Source organism: Curtobacterium sp. MCPF17_047 (genome assembly GCF_003234045.1).
Taxonomy (GTDB): Bacteria; Actinomycetota; Actinomycetes; order Actinomycetales; family Microbacteriaceae; genus Curtobacterium.
This window is the reverse complement of the sequence record NZ_QKSF01000022.1, coordinates 1-19608: the sequence shown is the minus strand read 5'-3', so window position 1 is coordinate 19608 and position 19608 is coordinate 1. Positions and strand designations below refer to the sequence as shown.

At 71.4% G+C, this 19608-nt stretch carries 15 protein-coding genes and 1 tRNA gene; 8 read left to right on the top strand and 8 right to left on the bottom strand.

Annotated features, from left to right (window positions below; translation table 11 throughout):
* Window positions 1-5: 5 nt before the first annotated feature.
* Together DEJ33_RS16130 and DEJ33_RS16125 are read left to right on the top strand one after the other, a co-directional pair.
* Window positions 6-737: an alpha/beta hydrolase gene (locus DEJ33_RS16130; RefSeq protein WP_111195520.1), complete on the top strand. Its 732-nt coding sequence runs from the start codon at window positions 6-8 to the stop codon at window positions 735-737.
* Entirely contained in the window at window positions 734-2122 is a 1389-nt protein-coding gene (locus DEJ33_RS16125; RefSeq protein ID WP_111195519.1) for an MFS transporter, read from the top strand. The genes DEJ33_RS16130 and DEJ33_RS16125 overlap by 4 nt, the downstream gene beginning before the upstream one ends.
* 22 nt (window positions 2123-2144) lie before the next feature.
* Here DEJ33_RS16125 and DEJ33_RS16120 read toward each other — a convergent pair whose 3' ends face one another.
* Window positions 2145-2501, bottom strand: coding sequence for a putative quinol monooxygenase (locus DEJ33_RS16120; RefSeq protein WP_111079371.1), 357 nt, complete (start codon window positions 2499-2501; stop codon window positions 2145-2147).
* Between the two features lie 171 nt (window positions 2502-2672).
* Between DEJ33_RS16120 and DEJ33_RS16115 the strand changes: the two genes are divergently transcribed.
* Window positions 2673-3620 (top strand): AraC family transcriptional regulator, encoded by a 948-nt coding sequence (locus DEJ33_RS16115; RefSeq protein ID WP_111195518.1) that lies wholly within the window; start codon window positions 2673-2675, stop codon window positions 3618-3620.
* A gap of 47 nt (window positions 3621-3667) precedes the next feature.
* Here the strand turns inward: DEJ33_RS16115 and DEJ33_RS16110 are convergent, their stop codons facing one another.
* The 4 genes from DEJ33_RS16110 to DEJ33_RS16095 all read right to left on the bottom strand — a co-directional run bounded on the left by DEJ33_RS16110 (window position 3668) and on the right by DEJ33_RS16095 (window position 7281).
* Window positions 3668-4663: an endonuclease/exonuclease/phosphatase family protein gene (locus tag DEJ33_RS16110; RefSeq protein WP_181437333.1), complete on the bottom strand. Its 996-nt coding sequence runs from the start codon at window positions 4661-4663 to the stop codon at window positions 3668-3670.
* A gap of 201 nt (window positions 4664-4864) precedes the next feature.
* A tRNA-Arg gene (locus DEJ33_RS16105) sits at window positions 4865-4937 on the bottom strand.
* A gap of 94 nt (window positions 4938-5031) precedes the next feature.
* Entirely contained in the window at window positions 5032-5817 is a 786-nt protein-coding gene (locus DEJ33_RS16100; protein ID WP_111195516.1) for a dienelactone hydrolase family protein, read from the bottom strand.
* Window positions 5818-5859: 42 nt separating this feature from the next.
* The gene (locus DEJ33_RS16095; RefSeq protein ID WP_111079367.1) at window positions 5860-7281 is read right to left on the bottom strand and encodes a glucose-6-phosphate dehydrogenase; all 1422 of its coding nucleotides are present in this window, start codon (window positions 7279-7281) and stop codon (window positions 5860-5862) included.
* 102 nt (window positions 7282-7383) lie between these two features.
* On the opposite strand from DEJ33_RS16095, the gene DEJ33_RS16090 reads away from it, so the two are divergent.
* The 4 genes from DEJ33_RS16090 to DEJ33_RS16075 all read left to right on the top strand — a co-directional run bounded on the left by DEJ33_RS16090 (window position 7384) and on the right by DEJ33_RS16075 (window position 13987).
* Window positions 7384-8601 (top strand): Gfo/Idh/MocA family protein, encoded by a 1218-nt coding sequence (locus DEJ33_RS16090; RefSeq protein WP_111195531.1) that lies wholly within the window; start codon window positions 7384-7386, stop codon window positions 8599-8601.
* Entirely contained in the window at window positions 8598-9521 is a 924-nt protein-coding gene (locus DEJ33_RS16085; protein WP_111195515.1) for a sugar phosphate isomerase/epimerase, read from the top strand. The genes DEJ33_RS16090 and DEJ33_RS16085 overlap by 4 nt, the downstream gene beginning before the upstream one ends.
* A gap of 113 nt (window positions 9522-9634) precedes the next feature.
* On the top strand, window positions 9635-11449 hold the full coding sequence (locus tag DEJ33_RS16080) for a thiamine pyrophosphate-requiring protein (RefSeq protein WP_111195514.1): 1815 nt from the start codon (window positions 9635-9637) through the stop codon (window positions 11447-11449).
* Between the two features lie 150 nt (window positions 11450-11599).
* The gene (locus tag DEJ33_RS16075; RefSeq protein ID WP_111195513.1) at window positions 11600-13987 is read left to right on the top strand and encodes a bifunctional UDP-sugar hydrolase/5'-nucleotidase; all 2388 of its coding nucleotides are present in this window, start codon (window positions 11600-11602) and stop codon (window positions 13985-13987) included.
* 331 nt (window positions 13988-14318) lie between these two features.
* On the opposite strand, the gene DEJ33_RS16070 is transcribed toward DEJ33_RS16075, so the two are convergent.
* From DEJ33_RS16070 to efeU, 3 genes are read right to left on the bottom strand one after another with little or no spacing between them, the layout of a single operon-like run.
* Window positions 14319-15617, bottom strand: coding sequence for a Dyp-type peroxidase (locus DEJ33_RS16070; protein WP_111195512.1), 1299 nt, complete (start codon window positions 15615-15617; stop codon window positions 14319-14321).
* On the bottom strand, window positions 15614-16852 hold the full coding sequence (gene efeO, locus DEJ33_RS16065) for an iron uptake system protein EfeO (protein WP_111079362.1): 1239 nt from the start codon (window positions 16850-16852) through the stop codon (window positions 15614-15616). The genes DEJ33_RS16070 and efeO overlap by 4 nt, the downstream gene beginning before the upstream one ends.
* Window positions 16839-18455 (bottom strand): iron uptake transporter permease EfeU, encoded by a 1617-nt coding sequence (efeU, locus tag DEJ33_RS16060; protein ID WP_111195511.1) that lies wholly within the window; start codon window positions 18453-18455, stop codon window positions 16839-16841. The genes efeO and efeU overlap by 14 nt, the downstream gene beginning before the upstream one ends.
* 70 nt (window positions 18456-18525) lie before the next feature.
* On the opposite strand from efeU, the gene DEJ33_RS16055 reads away from it, so the two are divergent.
* Complete coding sequence (locus tag DEJ33_RS16055; RefSeq protein ID WP_111195530.1) at window positions 18526-19380, top strand: trimeric intracellular cation channel family protein; 855 nt, start codon at window positions 18526-18528, stop codon at window positions 19378-19380.
* The last annotated feature ends 228 nt before the right edge of the window (window positions 19381-19608 follow it).

The following is a 19608-nucleotide window of genomic DNA, read 5'->3' as shown; positions in this document are numbered from 1 at the left end:
TCCTCATGTCCACATTCGTCCTCGTCCACGACGCCTGGCACGCCGGGCAGGTCTGGGACCGCATCGTGCCGCTCCTGGAGGCCGCTGGTCACGCCTGCCACGCCCCCTCGCTCACCGGCCACGGGTCGCGAGCGTCGCTGCTCGGACCCGAGGTCGGCCTGCACACGCACATCGACGACGTCACGAGCCTCATCGAGGCCGAGCACCTCGACGAGGTGGTCCTCGTCGGCCACGGCTACGCCGGCCTCGTCATCGAGGGCGTGGCCGATCGCGTCCCGGAGCAGGTCGGCCAGCTGGTCTACCTGAACGCGATGATCCCCGCGGACGGTGAGTCCGCGGTCGACATCGACCCACCGACGCGCCGGAGAGTCGAACGGGCGGCGGGGTCGGACACGCCGTGGCGCGTCCCCGCGGACGAACGGACCGCCGACGGGTGGTTCGGTGTCACGGACCCGGCCGACATCCGCCTCCTGGAGGCCGTCATCGGCGACGAGTCCGCCCGCTGCTTCACGGAGACGGTGACGATCCGCAACCCGCGCAGCTTCCGGATCCCCCGCGCCCACATCGACTGCATGCAGGGCCCGTCGCCGGAGGCCGCCCGACGGTCGTTGCCGAGCCGACAGCCCAACGGCGATCCTGCCGTCGTCTGGCAGCTCGACGCCGGTCACGACTGCATGGTCACTGCCCCCACCGCGCTGGTCGAGCTGCTGCTCCGCTTCCCGGCGGAGCGGTCATGAGCACGACAGCCGATGCCGGGCAACAGACCCGGCCGATCCCGAAGGTCGCGTCCCTCGCCCTGCTGAGCGCCGTCGCCGCCTTCTCCGTCCTCCAGAGCATGGTGCTGCCCGCGCTCCCCGAGATCCGCGAGGACCTGCACGCATCCGTCAGCGCATCCTCCTGGGTGCTCAGCGCGTTCCTGCTCGTCTCCTCCGTCTCCGCCGTCACGCTCGGACGACTCGGGGACATGTTCGGCAAGAAGCGACTGCTCCTGGTCAGCGTCGGCGCGCTGCTCGCCGGGTCCGTCATCGCCGCGCTCGCACCCTCCATCACAGTGCTCGTCACCGCGCGCGCCGTGCAGGGCATCGGCGCCGCCGCGTTCCCGCTCGCGTACGGGCTCGTGCGCGAGATCGTGCCATCGAACCGGGTCCCCACCGTGATCGGGGCCGTCAGCAGCACCTTCGGCATCGGGTTCGCCGTGGGACTGGTCCTGCCCGCACCACTGCTGGCCGCAGGGGGCTGGCCGGCGGTCTTCTGGCTGAGCAGCCTCGTCGATCTCGCCGCACTGGTGTTGATCGCCGTGACGATCCCGGAGTCCGCCGATCGGGTGCCCGGCAGGGTGGACTGGTGGGGAGCCGTGCTGCTCGCCCTGGCGCTCTCGGCGGTGCTCCTGGCGATCAGTGAGACGCGGGCGTGGCCGCCACCGGTGGTCCTGACGGTCGCGGCCGTGGGTGTCGTGGCCCTCGTCGTCTTCGTGCTGCTCGAACTCCGCATCGAGGAGCCCCTGGTGCAACCACGTCTGCTCAGGAACCCGGCGGTCCTGGCCGCGAACGTCGGCGGGCTCCTGGTGGGGTTCGCGCTCTACGGTGCGTTCAGCATCATCCCGCAGTTCGTGCAGACCCCGCCCGCCCTGGGCTACGGGTTCGGTGCGACCTCCCTGCAGGCCGGACTGCTGCTGCTCCCCACCGCGGTGACGATGGTGCTCGTCGGCCCGATGGCCGGCCGAGCGGGCATCCGCTTCGGACACGCGCAGACCCTCGTCGCGGCCGGGATCACCGGCGTGGTCGGGTACGCGTTCCTCGTGCTCGCAGCCGACTCGATCTGGGCGATCATCGCGTGCACCACGATCCTCGGCGTGGCGGTCGGACTCGCCCTCACCGCGATGGTGAACCTCATCGTCGAAGCCGTCGACCCGACGGTCACGGGACAGGCGACCGGTCTGAACACGATCCTCCGGACGATCGGCGGCGCCCTCGGCGCACAGATCACCGGAGCGATCATCGCCTCGTCCTCCGCCACCCAGGCTCCGGGCACCGGCTACCGCATCGCCTTCGCGTCGTGCGGAGTCGCGCTCGCCCTCGTGGCAGCAGTCGCCCTCACCGCACGTCGGCGCTCGGCCCGCTGACGATCGAGACGCACCGGGAAGGTCAGTCGCTCGGAGGCCACAACCATTCGGCTTCGAGGTCGCCCTCGACGAGGTGCGCCAGCTTGCCGAAGTAGTCCTGCATGTGCGGCTGCTGCACATGGCGTGCGATGTCCGCCCCGGACGACCACCGCTCGTAGAACGCGAATGCACCGGACTGCTCCTTCGTGGTGTGCACCGAGTACTGCTCGTAGCCCTGTTCGGCTCGGACCGTCGGGATGATCGCGCGGATCGCATCCTCGAGCTCCTGCTCCTTGCCTGCCTGAGCGCGGGCGAACCCGTAGACGGCCACCGGAGTCGTCGAGGCGAGGACATCGGCGGGCATCAAGCCGTCAGGGACGGTGTCTTCAGTCGTGCTCATGGGGACTTCTTCCTTCGTGTCGCTGCAGTTCGGAGCGTGCGTTCCGAACGAGGTCAACGCTAGGAGTGGTCACTGGCACGATCAATGCCTGAGAAGTCCGGTTCGATGTCCGGAACGACCACGAGCGACGACTTCCTGGCGCTTCTGGATGGAGGGTCGTAGATTCGCCGCATGGACGTCCTCTCCGAAGTGCTCGACGTCTCCGGAGTCCGGGGCAGTGCGGGCGCCCGGATCGCGGCTGCCGGCGACTGGGGCGTCGAGTGGGTCCGTGATCGCGACGCCGTCGTCTACGCGGTGACGGCCGGCATCGCCTACCTGACCGTCGACGGCGACGTCCCGAGGCTCTTGACGACGGGCGATGTCGTCATCCTCGCGACCGGTGCCGCCCACTCGCTCTCCAGCGCACCAGGAGCCGACATCCACTCGTGCGACGTGGCGGCCGCGGACGAGGCCCGCCGTCGCGGTGACCTCCTGCGTCTGGGCGACGGGGAGCCCCAGACGCAGATCCTGGGTGCCTCGTACTCCCACGATCCCGCCGGGTCGATGCCGGTCTTCGCCCTGCTCCCTCCCGTGATCCACTTCCGGGCGCAGCAGCTCGACGGGAACCTGGCGGACGTCATCCGACTCCTCGGGAGAGAACTCACCCGCCCCGGACTCGCGACCCACCTGGTCCTCGACCGTCTCGTCGACGTCCTCCTCGTCGAGATCCTGCGAACCTGGCTCGCCTCCACTCCGGACGCTGACGTCTCGTGGTGGGGAGTCCTCCGCGACCCACTCCTGATGCGAGCCGTCACGAGGATCCACGAGGCGCCCGGCCACCCGTGGACGACCGAGGCCCTGGCGCGCGAGGTCGCGACGTCGAAGCAGACGCTGATGCGCCGCTTCGCGACGTTCGCAGGCACCACGCCGGGCGACTACCTCACCCGCTGGAGGATGGACCTCGCAGCCCGTCGGCTCCGCGACACCGACGACGCCCTCGTGACGATCGCCGCGGACGTGGGCTACACCTCCGTCTACGCCTTCAGCCGAGCCTTCCGCCGCGAACGCTCTCTCCCACCAGGGCGGTACCGGACGGAGTCCCGCCCGGGCGAGCGGTCCACCCCGGGAGACGACGGGTGAACGCTCCGCGATCGTGATCGCGCACGTGCCTTCGCGACCAACCCGCATCACGGTGCAGCGACGAGGACTGCGAACGTCGGCCGGTGATCGGAGCCGGCCCGGTCGAGCCCGTTCAGGACGGAGAACGTGGCCGGTCTCCAGCTGGCCCCCGCGAACACATGGTCGATCGTCGCACCCAACGAGCCGGGGAGCGCCGCCGGCCAGGTCCCCTGGGGGTCCTGACCCAGCCTGGTGGCGCAGTCAGCACACTCGCCGAGCGTCCGCGAAGGGCTGATCTCGTCAGCGGTTGCGTTGAAGTCGCCGATCGCCACGGCATTGCCTCTGCATCGGCTCGCCGCCCACTCGAGATGCTCACGCCACAGCGTCGCGCTGCTGATGCTCGGTCGCTGCAGATGGGTGATCACGAGCCGTGGGGCCTCGGCGTCGGAGGGAACGGCAACGAACCCTGCCCACGGCGGGGTGTCGGTGTGGTCGACGCGGTACTCACCCAGCGACCGTGACACCAGCAGCGTCGCGGATGAGCTGTTCCAACCGAGGATCTGCATGTCGCGCTGCTTCGCGATGGTCGCCAGCGAAGTCTTCGCGATCTGCGTGGAGTACTCCGGTAGCACCACGACGTTCGGGTCGGTCTGGGTGATGAGGGTCTGGATCGTCGTCACGTCGACGTCCTGCTGAGCCGTGTTCCATTCGAGGACGCGAAGCGTGCCCTTCCCGGAAGCCGCGACCCGGGCAGGGTCCCCGCCCGGGGACCGCACGACGGCGGGCACCGCGACCGCGACGCTGACGGCGAGGATGACGACCGCGGCGATGATCATGGCCCACCGCCAGCGCAGCACGATGGCGACGAGTGCCGTCACGAACGCGACACAGGCAACGACGACCAGGAACATCGCGTGGAATGCGACGAGCAGGGACAACAACGGCAGGTTCCCGTCACCGGGAGGCGGCAGGAGCATCGCGACGATCAGCAACACGGCGGCGATCGACACCAACGCGATCGAGGCTGCCCTGCGGGCGACCAGCGCGACGCGACGCCCCCTCATCGCACCAGAGTAGGCGCTCCCGAACTCGCTTGACGCCAGCCCCATGCCCCGCTCCTCGAACCTCGGTCGGAACGGAACGGAACGGGCGGCCTGACATTCGGCGCATCGCGATCCCCGCCGGGGAGGCCGAACTGATGGCGACCCCGGAACGACGAAGGCCCCGGAGATGATCTCCGGGGCCTTCGTGATGCTTCCTGACTGTGCGCTCGAAGGGACTCGAACCCCCAACCTTCTGATCCGTAGTCAGATGCTCTATCCATTGAGCTACGAGCGCGTGGCCCTTGCGAGCCGTGGAAGACTCTACAACAGCTCCGGTCGCAGCGCCAATCGAACGGCCCCGGCCGGCGCACCCGGCGTGTCGCCGAGGGTCAGGAGACGGTCGGCTCCTCGTCGAAGACCTCGGCGAGGAACACCTGCAGCGCCTGCCACGACCGGCGGTCCGCGCGCTCCTGGTACTGCGCGCCGTGGTCGGGTGCGTCGGTGCCGGGGACCGCGAAGGCGTGCATGGCGTCGGCGTAGGTGACGACCTGCCAGTCGACGTGCGGAGCGCTGCGCATCTCGTCCTGCCAGGCGTGCACGGCCTCGTCCGGCACGACCGGGTCCGAACCGCCGGTCAGGACCAGGAGCTTCGCGCGGATCTGGTCCGCGTCCGAGGGGTCGTGCGTGATGAGTCCGCCGTGGAACGAGACCGCGCCGACCAGGTCGGCGCCGGTGCGGGCGAGTTCGAGCGCACCCGAGCCACCGAAGCAGTACCCCATCACGACGACCTTCGACGCGTCGACTTCCGGGTCGGCCAGCAGACGGTCCAGTCCGGCGCGCAGGCGGGCACGGAACAGGGCGTTGTCGCCGTAGAAGCGACCGGCGACCTCGGCAGCGCTGTCGTCACCGGGGCGGACGCCGGCGCCGTAGACGTCGGCTCCGAAGGCGACGTACCCCAGGCGGGCGAGCATCGTCACCCGCGCTTCGACGTGCTCGTTCACCCCGTGCCAGTCGTGGATGACGAGCACGGCCGGACGGGGACCGGCGACGGCCGCGTCCTTCGCGAGCACGCCCTGCAGCGGTGCGTCGTCGTGGGCGTAGTCGACGGTCTCGACACGGATGTCGGAGCCGGCGGGTGCGGGGACGGTGGAGAGGACGTCGTCAGTGGTGGTCACGTCGACGCACGCTACGCCTGCTCGGTGACGAGTCGTCCGTGCTCACGCGTCGACGTTGTCCCAGTCGGCCGGACCGCCGGAACCCGCCGCGTACTCGTCGAGCGGCACGTCGCCCGCCCGCCATGCGGTGAGGAACGGTTCGACGACCTTCCACCCCTGCACGGCGCTGTCCCCGCGGACCGACAGCGTCGCGTCGCCCTCGAGCACTCCGGCGAGCACCTCGCCGTAGGCACTGAGCCGTCCGGGGTTGAAGGTGACCTCCATCGCGGTGTGGTCGATCGTGTACGGGTCGCCGGGGCCGTTGACGTTGAGTTCGAGCTGCATCTCGTCCGGCGCGATCCAGATGCACAGGCGGTCCGGCTTGTGCGCTCCGGTCAGACCGTCGGGCACGTGCGGGGAGTCCTTGAAGGTGATGAGGATCTCGCGGCGCTGCCTGCCGAGCGCCTTGCCGGAACGCAGTGTGAACGGCACACCCGCCCACCGCCAGTTGGCGACCTCGAGCTTCAGCTGCGCCAGGGTCTCGGTGCCGAGCGACGGGTCGACGCCCTCCTCGTCCGCGTAGGACGGCATCGAGCGGTCCCCCACGGTGCCGGCCGTGTAGCGCGCCCGCTTGCCGGCGGTCAGCGGGTCGCCGCCCCAGGGCCGGACGGCGCGGAGCACGAGCTCCTTCTGGGTCCGGAGGTCCTCGGCGTCGATCGAAGCCGGTGCCTCCATCGCGACGACCGCCATCACCTGGAGCAGGTGGCTCTGGATCATGTCCACGAGCGCGCCGGCCTTGTCGTAGTAGCGGGCACGACCCTCCAGTCCGAGGGTCTCGTCGTAGACGATGTCGACGCGCGCGACGTGCTGCGACGACAGCAGCGGCTCGATGATCCGGTTGGCGAACCGCAGACCGAGCAGGTTGAGCACCGTCGAGCGGCCGAGGAAGTGGTCGACGCGGTGGATCCGCGATTCCGGCAGGAACGAGTGCAGCAGGTCGTTGAGGTGCTCGGCGCTGTCCGCGTCGGTGCCGAACGGCTTCTCCAGCGCGAGCCGGGTGTGCGCGGGCAGGTCCAGGTGCGCGAGCTGCTCGCAGCTCTTCTCGGTGACCGCCGGGGGCAACGCGAAGTAGATGGCGGGGTCGTACCGGCAGTCCGCGAGCAACGCCGTCAGGTCGTCCGGGTCGGTGACGTCGGACTTCCGGTACGAGGACGCGTCGACCACGGCCTGGAGGCGCGGGGACAGTGCCGTCTCACCGGTCGCGCCCTCGTCCTCCTCGTTCTTGGACGCCTGAGCGTTCTCGAACGCCTCGTGCACGAGGTGCTTCCAGTCGGCGTCGGAGATGTCCTCGACACCGGCGCCCACGAGCTGGATCTCCCAGTCCTCCTTGACGTCGAGGAGGGTCGCGAGGCCGGGCAACAGCAGGCGCTTGGACAGGTCGCCGCTGGCTCCGAGGATGAGCAGTGTGGTCTGGAGGCTCGCCATGCCCCAGAACGTACTCACCCGTTCCCGAGCAGGACCGGGTCTGCCGGTACGGTGGTCGCGGTGCGGACGCGCGGGAGCGTCGGCACGGCGCGAGGGAGCACCATGACGACAGAGGGCAACGTCCACGCACCCGGTGCGGGTCAGCAGCTGGCCGGTCCACCACGGGCGGAACCAGCGCGGGGCGGGCGGCTGCGGGTCGCCGTCGTCGGCACCGGGATGATCGCCGCCGTGCACGTGCGTGCCGCGCGGGCGGCCGGAGCGGACGTCATCGGTGTGCTCGGGCGGAACCGGGAACGCTCCGAGCAGGTGGCGCAGCAGCTCGGCCTCGAGCAGGGGTACGCCGACCTGGACTCGGTGATCGCCGACCGGCCGGACGTCGTGCACATCTGCACGCCGAACGACCAGCACCACCCGCAGGCGCTCGCGGTGATCCGCGCGGGCATCAACGTGGTGTGCGAGAAGCCCCTCGCGGTGTCCGCCGAGCAGGCCGACGAACTCGAGCGGGCCGCGGCCGAGGCCGGGGTCGTCGCGACGGTGCCGTTCGTGTACCGATACCACCCCATCGTGCGGGAGATCCGCTCCCGGATCGTCGGCGGAGAGCTCGGTCGGGTGCTCGCCGTGCACGGCCACTACCTGCAGGACTGGATGCTCGACTCGGACGCGTCGTCGTGGCGGGTCGATTCCGGTGCCGGTGGGCAGTCCCGGGCCTTCGCCGACATCGGGTCGCACTGGTGCGACCTCGTCGAGTTCGTCATGGGCGAGCAGTTCGCCGCCGTGAGCGCGGTGACCGACATCGTCTACCCGACCCGGCCGGCGGCGTCCGGTCCGTCGTTCTCCGGCACCCCGGACCCCGATCCGATCGGGGACGCGGCCGAACGGGCCGAGGTCACGACGGAGGACACCGCGGTCGCGACCTTCCGGACCGGCAGCGGCCGGATCGGCAACGTCGTCATCTCGCAGGTGTCGGCGGGTCGGAAGAACCGGCTGTGGTTCGAGGTCGACGGGACGCTCGGGTCCGCGGCCTTCGACCAGGAGCAGCCGGAGTCGGCCTGGTTCGGGAACGAGACCGGCGCCCAGATCGTGGTCCGCGACCCGTCCCAGGGCTCGCCCGACCAGCGCCGTCTGGCGGTCGTCCCGTCCGGGCACCCGCAGGGCTACGTCGACGCGTTCGCGGCCTTCGTCGCCGACACCTACACCGCCGTCACGACCGGCACCGCTCCGGAGGGTCTGCCGACCTTCGCGGACGGCGCCCGGTCGGCACGCATCATCGACACCGTGGTCGCCAGTGCCGGCGACCCCGCCTGGAGGGAGATCCGATGAAGCTGGGGATGCTGACCGCCTGCCTGCCCGGATGGGACCTCGGCCGGATCGCGGAGTTCGCGAGCGGTCAGGGCTACGAGCGACTCGAGGTCGCCGTCTGGCCGGGCACCGGCGGCCGCGACTTCGAGGCTGCGCACCTCCCCGTGGCGACCCTCACCGACGAGGACGTCCAGGCGACGCGGGAGCTGCTCGACCGCACCGGACTCGAGATCTCCGCCCTGGCCTACTACGAGAACAACCTGCACCAGGACCCGGTCCGGCGTGAGGAGGTCCGCACCCACCTCAAGCACGCGGTCGACGCCGCGCAGCGCCTCGGGGTCCCCTACGTCGGCACGTTCATCGGCCGCGACAACACCAAGAGCGTCCGCGAGAACATGGCCGAGGGCGACCGGGTCCTGCCGGAGCTGCTCGACTACGCCGGCGAGCGCGGCGTCCGCCTGGTCATCGAGAACTGCGTGATGGAGGGCTGGCACCCGGACGGCTACCCCGGCAACATCGCGTACTCCCCCGAGCTCTGGGACTGGGTCACCGGGCTCGGCTTCGGGCTGAACTGGGACCCGTCGCACCTGACGTGGATCGGCATCGACCCGGTCGAGACGATCCTGCCCTTCGCCGAGCACATCGTGCACGCGCAGGCGAAGGACGTCGAGCTGTTCCCCGAGCGGCGGAACCAGTACGGCTTCTTCGGCAAGGTCGACAAGGGCGACGACCCCTGGGAGATGGGCTGGTGGCGCTTCCGTGTGCCCGGTCGAGGTGTCGTCGACTGGCCGCGGGTCGTCGACCGGCTCTACGAGGCCGGCTTCGACGGCACACTGAGTGTCGAGCACGAGGACCCGCTCTGGGGCGGAGACGACGTGAAGGTCCTCGAAGGTCTCCGCATCGCCCACCGGACGCTGCGGCCCCTGATCGCGGCCGAGTGAGGGGCTGACGGGAGGTCCGTATCACGCGGGCGGACCGGCTCACGTCGTGCGGGCCTCCCGGCTGGCGCGCGTGCGCTGAGAGCGCGCGGACCCCGCGCGAGCACCCTGGGCGCATGAGCCAGAACGTGAGCGAATTCGTCCTCGACCGCATCCAGGCATGGGGCGTGACCCGCGTCTACGGCTACCCCGGTGACGGCATCGGCGAGTTCGACGGCGCGCTCGGCAAAGCCGACCGTGCCGGCGAGGGCGTCGAGTACATCCGCCCCACGCACGAGGAGATCGCCGCCCTGATGGCGACCGCCCACGCGAAGTTCACCGGCGAGGTCGGGGTCTGCGTCGCGACCTCGAGCCCCGGCGCGTTCCACCTGCTCAACGGGCTGTACGACGCGCAGATGGACAACCAGCCGGTCGTCGCGATCGTCGGGCAGCAGGGCCTGGCGGCGGTGGGGACGTTCACGCAGCAGGAGTCGAACCTCGAGCGGGTGTTCGCCGACGTCGCCTGCTACGTCGAGACCATCACCACCCCCGACTCCGCCGGCGTCATCGTGGACACCGCATTCCGGACCGCGATGCTCCGGAAGCAGCCGGCCGTCGTCGTCCTCCCCCACGACGTGCAGGCGATGAAGTGGTCGGCGCCGGGTTCCGAGCACTGGGTGTCCCGCTCGAGCGACGTGCCGGCCTCGACCCGGATCACCCCGCCGGCCGAGGACGTCCGGAAGATGGCCGAGATCATCAACGCCGGTCAGCGGGTCACCTTCCTCGTCGGTGCCGGCGCCCGTGGTGCCACCGACCAGGTGATCGCCGCGGCCGAGAAGGCCGGCGCCGGCATCATCACCGCACTGCGGGGCAAGGACGTCGTGCCCTCGGACGTGCCGTTCCACACGCAGCAGGTCGGACTCCTGGGCTCACGGCCGAGCCTGACGCAGATCAAGGAGTGCGACACGATCGTCCTCCTCGGCACGAACTACCCGTACGGCGAGTACCTGCCGAAGGCCGGGCAGGCGCGCGGCATCCAGGTCGACATCAAGCCGGAGCAGCTCGGGGTGCGGTACCCGAACGAGCTGAACATGTGGGGCGACGTCGGCGCGACGCTCGACGCGGTGCTGCCGCTGCTGGAGCAGAAGAGCGACCTTGGCTGGCAGGAGCAGCTGGCCGAGGAGATGCGCGAGTGGGAGGCCGAGATGGGGCGCCAGGCCGAGGTGTCCTACAGCGACGGCGTCAACCCGCGCCGGGTGATCCACGCCGTCAACGAGCGGCTGCCGGAGGGCGTGACGGTCACCTGCGACGCCGGCACCACCGCTGACTGGTACGGGCACCACATCCGCCTGCGCCGCGGGATGCACGGGGACATGTCCGGCCGACTCGCGACCATGCTCGCCGCGATGCCGTACGCCGTGGCCGCGAAGTTCGCGTTCCCGGACCGACCGGCGGTGTGCACCATCGGCGACGGCGCCTTCCAGATGCTCGGGATGAACGAGCTGATCACGGTGAAGAAGTACATGCACCGCTGGCAGGACAAGCAACTCGTCATCGTGGTCATGCACAACGACGACCTCGGCCAGGTCTCGTGGGAGATGCGCACCGAGGACGGCAACCCGATGTGGCGCGGATCGCAGGACGTCGAGACGATGGACTACGCCGGGTACGCCGAGCTCCTGGGCTTCCAGGGCATCGCGGTGCACAGCGACGACGAGGTCGAGGCCGCCGTCGAGCGGGCCTTCGCCCACCAGGGCGTCACGCTCATCGACGCGTACGTCAGCCGGAGCGTCCCGCCGCTGCCGCCGCACATCACCAAGGAGTACGCGATGAACACGGCGAAGAGCCTGCTCAAGGGCGACCCGGTCGAGTTGGACGTCGTGAAGGACTCCGCGAAGGCGATGGCCGCCGAGGTCGTCGAACGTGCGAAGGGTGCACTCGGCCGCGACTGACCAGGACGACGGGTCGGCGGTGTTCCGTGCAGTTGAACAACACGTGACGCCGCCGACCCGGGTCTGGCGTGTCGCCTGTGGATCCTCGTAGGTTCGGCAGGTCGCGCCCCCGTCCGGGGGCAGAACCACCACACCAGGAGTCCTCACACGATGAGCCCGACCCACATCCCCGAGACCACCAGGCGGAGGCGCGGCATCGTCGCCGGCACCGCCCTCGCCACCGCCGGGGTCCTCGTCGCCCTCGGCGCCCCGACCGCCGCGTCGGCCGCCGAGGCGCCGACCGCCGCCGTGCCTCCCGCGGCCGCCGGCGACACGACGATCGACATCGTCGACGTCAACGACTTCCACGGTCGCATCGAGTCCGAGGGGACCACGGCCGACAAGGCCGCCGGTGCCGCGAAGCTCGCCGCCGTGGTGCAGGCCCAGCGTGAGGCGAACCCGAACACCATCTTCACGAGCGCGGGTGACAACGTCGGCGCCTCGACGTTCACCTCGTTCGTGCAGGACGACGACCCGACGATCGACGTGCTCAACCAGATGCACCTCGACGTCAGCGCGATCGGCAACCACGAGCTCGACAAGGGCCAGGACGACCTCACCGGGCGCATCGAGGACCGGGCCACCTGGCCCTACATCTCGGCGAACATCGTCAAGGCCGGCACCACCGATCCGGCGTTCACCCCGTGGTCGATCGTCGAGAGGGGCGGTGTCAAGGTCGGCTTCATCGGTGCGACCACCGAGGCGCTCATCCCCGGGCTCGTCAGCCCGGGTGGCGTCGAGGGCCTCGCGATGGCCCCGATCGTCAGCTCGGTGAACCGCTACGCGACCGAGCTCACCGACGGCGACGCGACCAACGGCGAGGCCGACGTCCTCGTCCTGCTCGTGCACGAGGGCGCCACCACGAGCGCGCTCAGCGACGCCACCGGCAGCGGTGCCTTCGGCCAGATCACCGGCAAGGTGTCGTCGAAGGTCGCCGCGATCGTGTCGGCGCACACCCACGCGATGTACGACCACGAGATCGCCGGCCCGGACGGCACCGTCCGCCCGGTGATCCAGACCGGCTCGTACGGCATGAACTACGGCCACCTGCAGCTGACCGTCGGCGCGGACCACACGCTCACCGGCATCAGCGCCGAGGTGCTGCCGCTCAACACCGCGACCGCAGCTCCGAAGGACACCACCTCGGTCGACGCGGTGACGAAGACCGTCGCCGACGCGAAGGCCATCGCCGACGTGAAGGGCAAGGAGCCACTCGGCACGATCACGGGCGACCTCCGCCGCGCACTGCAGTCCGACGGCAAGACCGAGAACCGCGGCGGCGAGTCGACCCTCGGGAACAACATCGCCGAGGTGCAGCGCTGGGCCACCGAACGCCAGGGGTCACAGATCGCCTTCATGAACCCGGGCGGCCTGCGCACCGACCTCGTGTACGCCTCCAGCGGTGCCGGCGACCCGGACGGCAGCGTCTCCTACAAGGAGGCCGCACTCGTCCAGCCGTTCGCGAACACCCTGGTCACCGAGGACCTCACCGGCCAGCAGATCAAGGACGCCCTCGAGCAGCAGTGGCAGCCGGACGGCCTCGAACGTCCGTTCCTGAAGCTCGGTGTCTCGAGCGGCTTCGCGTACACGTACGACCCGTCCGCCGGCCGCGGCGAGCGCATCACGGGCATGACCCTCGACGGTGAGCCGATCGCGCTCGATGCGACGGTCAAGGTGACCGTCAACTCGTTCCTGTCGACCGGTGGCGACAACTTCGCGGCGTTCGCGGCGGGGACGAACAAGGCGGACTCGGGTCAGGTCGACCTGCAGGCGCAGGCGGACTACTTCGCGGCACACGACGCCGTCGAACCGCCGATGGACCAGCGGTCGATCGGCGTCCGCACGACGCCGGTCCCCGAGGGTGGTTTCCAGCCCGGTGACGCCGTGACGATCGACCTGTCCTCGCTGGTGTTCAGCAACGCCGGTGACCAGAGCGGTGACGTCTCGGTCTCCGCCGGGGACCAGGTGCTCGCCACGAGCCCGATCGACACCGCCGTCGTCGACAAGACCGACGAGCAGGGTCGCGCCTCGCTGACCTTCACGGTCCCCGAGCCGGGCGTCGCCCAGCCGGCAGCGCCGTCGACCGCGTCGCGCCTGGCCGCCACGGCCGTCGAGACCTCGGACGAGCCGCTCGTCGTGGAGCTGCCGAACGGGCAGCAGATCACGCTGGCCGTGACGGTCCCGATCGCGGTCGTCCCCGATCCCGGCACCGGTCCGGGTGAGCCCGTCGACGGCTCCGACCCGACGCCGACTCCCGTCCCCGGAAGTGGCGACGGGGGCTCCGGCGACGCCGGCCTCGGCGGCACCGGCACCGGTGTCGTCCCGATCGCCGGTGGCGGGATCGGCACCGCTGACGGGGGTGCCCTCGCCTACACGGGCGCCGAGCTCGTAGCGCCGGCCGTCGCGGCCGGGCTGCTGCTCCTCGCCGGGCTCACCGCACTGCTGGTGGTCCGCCGGAAGCGCGCCGCGCACGACGTGAGCGAGCCCTCGGAGGGCTGACGCGCCTCCCGGCCTCGCGGTTCACCGACGGGCCCGTCCACCGACCGGAGGGCGGGCCCGTCCTGCGTCCTCCGGCAGCCGACCGGAGGGCGGTGCGTTCCTTCGTGGTCCGGCAGCCGCTCTCGGACAGCACGGGCGGTTTCCGCATGTCATCGCGGTACGCTGCACCGGTCGCCACGCGCGATGCGCCGCGCCGGGTCGCCGGACGGTGGTTCCGCCCGATCGGACCCCGCGTCGCGGGTGTCCTCCGCCTCCAGGGAAACGGCGGAGGACACCCCTCTCACCTCCTGGCGGTCACCGGCTCACCTCCTGGCGGTCACCGGCGCCGTGCTCAGCGGAAGAGCTGCTCGCCGATGTACGAGCCCTTGCGGGGTGCCGGCGGGACCGCGAAGACCGCCGACCCGATGTGTGCGATGTACTCGTTGAGCCGGTCCGAGGCGCCGAGCTTCCGCTGCAGCCGGGTGAAGTGGTCCGGGTCGTTCATGTACGCCACGAACAGCAGTCCGGCGTCGAGCTGTCCGTACTGGTTGAGCCCGTCCGTGTAGTTGTAGCCGCGGCGCAGGATCTTCACGCCGCCGTTCGCCTCGTGTGCGGCGAGGGCGACGTGCGAGCGGGGGTCGATCGCGGGCGCTCCGTGCGTGGTCGCGTGGAAGTCCGGCGTGGTGTGCTCCTGGCCGCCGGAGAGCGGCGCGCCGCTGACCTTCGTCCGTCCGAACACCCGCTGCTGGTCGCTGACGACGTCGGCGTCCCAGATCTCCAGGTTCATCCGGATCTTGCGGACCACCTGGTACGTGCCGCCGGCCATCCAGTCGGCGTCCTCGTCGAGCCACACGAAGCGGTCGTGGTCGGCGTCGGTGGTGATGTTCCGGGTGCCGTCCTTGAAGCCCATCAGGTTCCGCGGTGTCGCCTGGGTGGGCCCGGCCGAAGCGCGCCCGAAACCGAGGACGGTCCACTTCACCGTCGCGCTCCCCCGTGCCATCCGGGCCAGGTCGCGGACCGCGTGGTACGCCACCTGCGGGTCGTCGGCACACGCCTGCAGGGAGAGGTCCCCGCCGGTCAGCCCGGACTCGAAGCGGTCGCTCGGCAGGGACGGCAGCTCGGCCAGGTCCGCCGGTCGCTTGCCGGCCAGCCCGAAGCGCTCGTCGAAGACCCCGGGGCCGAGGCCGACCGTGACCGTCAGGGACGCGGGGCCGAGGTCGAGTGCTTCGCCGGTGTCCGCGCCGACGCCGTCCCCGTGCGTGGGTTCGACACTGCCGATCGTCTGCCCGGCCTGCAGCTGTGCGATCGCGGCCGACCAGCGGGCGAGCAGCACCTGCAACTCGGTCGCGGTGCCGAGGGTCAGGTCGAAGGTCATGAACACGCAGTGGCGCTGCGGGTCGGTCCGGATACCGCCCTGCGGTGTCCCGGCCGCCGTCGCGTAGAAGGGATGGCTGCGGGACATGTCGACGGACTCGTCGCCGTTCGCCGCCGCCGCGAACGGGTCGACGCCGCTCGCCACCGCTGACCCGGCGATGCCGGCGGCCGCGCCGACACCGGCGCCGGCCACGGCCAGTCCCGCCCCGAGCAGTCCTCGGCGCGAGACTCCCCGGGTCTCGTCCTCCCGCGTGCTGCGGTCGTCGCTGTCGCTCACGCGGTGGCGACCTTCTCGGCCAGCCGGGACAGCGGGTCCTGCAGCGCCTGGACCTGCTGCGAGATCGCGTTCGCGTGTGCGGCTCGGGTGGCGGCGTCCCAGCTGTCGAAGCCGCCGAGCTCGTCGGCGTTCCGGAACCCGTCCATGAGCGTGTTCGTCGCGTCGAACTGCCGGGCGATCTGCTTCGTCAGCGCCGGGTCGAGCTTCGTCAGGCCGGGCTTGAGGTACGCGAAGGCCTGGCGGGAGCCCTCGACGTTCGCGGCCAGGTCGACGAGGTCGATGTGGCTGTAGGCCTCTTCCTCGCCGGTGATCTTGTTCGACTGGACCTCCTCGAGCAGGCCCGCGGCCCCGTTCGCCAGGTCCTCGGGCTTGTAGTCGAGCGTCGGCACGAGCTTCGCGAGCAGGTGCACGTTCGTGGCGAGGTCGTCGGCGTACCGCTTGGTGTCGGCGGTGATCGCACCGTTCGCGAACAGGTCGCGCTCGACGGCGTGGAAGCCGCTCCAGCCGACGGCCGGGTCGGCGTTCGAGGCGCGCATGTCGATGAGGTAGTCCAGGTTGCCGGCGTTGTCCGTCGCCTCGTGGCCCTGCTTCACGAACCCGTCGACATCGCTCTCGACGTGCTCGTAGTACGGGCGGGCGTTCGCGTAGGCGGTCTTCGCGGCGGCCAGGTCCCCGGCGTCGACGTCCCTCTCGAGCGCGTCGACGGCGGTCACCATGTCGGTGACCTGGCCGTCGACGTACTCGGCGTACCCCTTCGTGCCGTCGCGGAGCAGGCTCGCGGCGCTGCTGTTCGCGGTGGACTTCACAGAGCCGGTGACGGTCAGACCGGTGAGCTCGTGCTCCGCGCCCGGGCAGTACACCTGGTACTTGCCGCCGGTGAGCGTCGCGGTGAACGAGACGGGGTCGAGTCCCGGCGCCAGGTTCTCCTTCTCGCCGAGGATCCGCTGGTCCTGCAGCAGCTCGACCTCGGTGATCGCGGTGGACGACTGGTTCTCCACCGTGAAGGTCACGGGGCCGGCGGCGACCTTGCTGGTGCTCACGGCGCAGCGGTCGGAACCGTCGTTCGTCAGGGTGACGGTGACCCGGGCCACCTTGCCGGAGGTCTCGGTGGCGTCGCCCGCGGCGGTCCCGTTGCTCGCGCAGCCGGTGAGGGCGAGTGCCGCGACGGCGCCCAGCGCGCCGAGGCGCCCCCGCGTGGTCAGGGGTCGGACGGTGGTCGCTCTACCGAACGGCATCGGTGCTCCTTGCGGTCGCCGTGACGGGTGGGCCACGGGTGGGGGTGGTCGAGGGGACGGTCGAGTCGGGCAGGCCGAGGCGACGGCGGTCCCGGAGGGCGAGCAGCACCTGCGCGGCGGCGGCGATGCCGAGCGCGAGGGGCAGCCAGCGGGTCCAGAGGGCCAGCTCCGCGGTGCGGGTCCGGTCCGCCGCCAGGGCGGCGGTCGTCCGGTCGACGGTGGCGCGCGGCACCGCCCAGACGGTGCGGTCGAGGGTGCTGGTCCGGGCGGTCGGGAGGCCCCCACCGGTCAGCGTGAGCACCGAGCGTGCCGCGCGGCTCGCGTCCACCACGCCGCCGTCGGCGGTCCACAGCGTCACGGTGTCGTGGGTCGCCCAGGAGGCCCGGTACGGCCCGGGCGCGCTGCTCGGCGAGATGCCGACCGGGATCCGACCGAACAGCTGCACGAGGTCGTCGAGCGTCAGGGTGGCGGGCTGGTCGGTTGCCGCTGGGTCCGAGGGCGCGCGGTCCGACGTCAGGCGCCACCGGTCGGTCGCGGTGCCGTCGCGGGTGACACGGCGGTGGGCCGATGCGGGGAGGGTGATCCGGGCCTCCCGGCCGGTGCTGCCGCTGCTGCTGCCACCGACGCGGAGGCTGGCGGAGGACCCGGAGACCCGTGCGGTGACGGACGAGGCGTCGCCGGTGACCCGGGCGGTCGCGGGGACGTCGGGGTGACCGGTCGGCACGGCGACGGCGAGCGCGAGCACCGCGACCACGAGGCCGGACGCGACCGCGATCCGGACGGCGGGGACGCGGACGACCGACGGCTTCCAGCGGCGCGGCCAGAGCGACAGGGCCAGGACCGGGACGACGTAGAGCACCCAGCCGAGCACCTCGACGGCCCGCGGGTCCGGCGGGATGCCGAGCACGCCGGTGACCAGGGCGCCCTGCACGGACCCGTTCGGGGCGAGCCAGGCGAGGTCGACGGTGCGCTGCTGTCCGATCACGACCCAGCCGGCCTCGTGCGCACGGCGGAGCACGGTGAGGACGAGACCACCGGCGACGAAGACCAGGAAGACACCGGTGCCGGTGAAGAACTTCGCCAGGTCCAACCGGACGCCCCCCGTGTAGATGCCGTACCCGACGACGACCGCGGCCGCGATGCCGACCACCGCGCCGAGGGCGGCGAGGCCGGTGTCGCTCGACGCCTGGAAGGTCGCGAGGAGGAAGACCGAGGTCTCGAAGCCCTCCTTGAGGACGGCGAGGAACGCCATGCCGGCCAGCGCCCACGCGGTGCCGCGACCGAGGGCGGCGGACGCGCTGGCCTCGAGCTCCCGGCCGAGGTGCCGGGCGTGGCTCCGCATCCAGACGATCATCCCGGTGACGAACACCACCGCGACGATGCCGATGAGCGCCTCCATGGCCTCTTGCTGCGCCTGCGGGAGCGCCTGCTCGACCGCCTGGAGCCCGAGCCCGACGGCGATGCTGAGGAGCACGGCGACGCCGACACCGGTCCACATCGGGGCGAGCGGCACGCGGTTCCGACGGAGGAACGCGGCGATGATCCCGACGATCAGGGTGGCTTCGAGGCCTTCACGGAGACCGATGACGAGTGTGGCGAGCATGACGAAGGTGAGGCTAACCTAACCGGCGCGCGAACCGCCAGCGGAGGACGCGTGCGCTTTGATGGTCCTCATGAACCTGCTGACGGTGGACGGCCTCGCCGCCGTGACGAACGTGCTCGACCTCGCCGGGGTCTTCGCGTCCGCACTGCTCGGTGGCGCGGTGGCACGGTCGATGGACTTCGACCTGTTCGGCTTCCTCGTCGTGGGGTTCGTCTCGGGACTCGGCGGCGGCATGCTCCGCGACGTCCTGCTGCAGGACGGACCGCCGGTCGCACTCACCGACCCGCTCTACGTCCCGGTCGCGGTGGCCGGGGCGCTGGTCGCGTTCTTCGTGTCGTTCTCCGAGCGCGGGTGGGACCGGCTGTTCACGTTCCTCGACGCCGCCGTCATCGGGTTCTGGGCGGTGGTCGGCGTCCAGCGCACGTTCGACGCGGGGCTCGAGTGGCCCGCCGCGATCATCATGGGGACCATCACCGCGGTGGGCGGCGGGGTCGGGCGCGACCTGCTGCTGCGCCGGGTGCCCGCGGTGTTCGGCGGCAACGCCCTCTACGCCTCCGTCGCCGTCGCTGCGTCCGCCGTGATGGTCGGGGCGTCCGCGCTCGGCTCCCCGACGATCGGCATCGTCGCCGCCGTCGTGCTGTCGCTGCTGCTGCGCTGGGGGGCCGTCCGCTGGGGCTGGGGTCTGCCGAACGGCCGCAACTGGCAGCCGCAGTCCCAGCTCGCCTCGCTCCTCCGTCGCGGTCGCGGGCGGGGACGGACGCCACGACCGGTCCGTCCGGGTGCCGCCCGGTTGCTGCGACGCCCCGGGCAGCGCGCCGGTGCGGGCGGCGTGCACACCGGGAGCATCCGACTCGACGGCGACCACACCGGCACCCTGCCCGTCACTCCGGACCAGCCACATCCCGTGGAGCACGGCGAGGACTGACCCGCCGCCCTGTGCACGACGACCACCAGGTCGTACACTCGAGACCGCCGGGTATCGACTCGGCTGCACTCCCTCCGAGGACGGACCGACGTGACCCGAAGACGGCGGTCCTGACGCCGGGTGTGCAGGCACCACGTGTCGGCACGAGGGGCCACCGCTCCGCGCGGGATCAGCACGCGGCGCGGTCCCCCGGGCCCCCGCCGGCTCCCCGATCGGGTCCACCCGCAC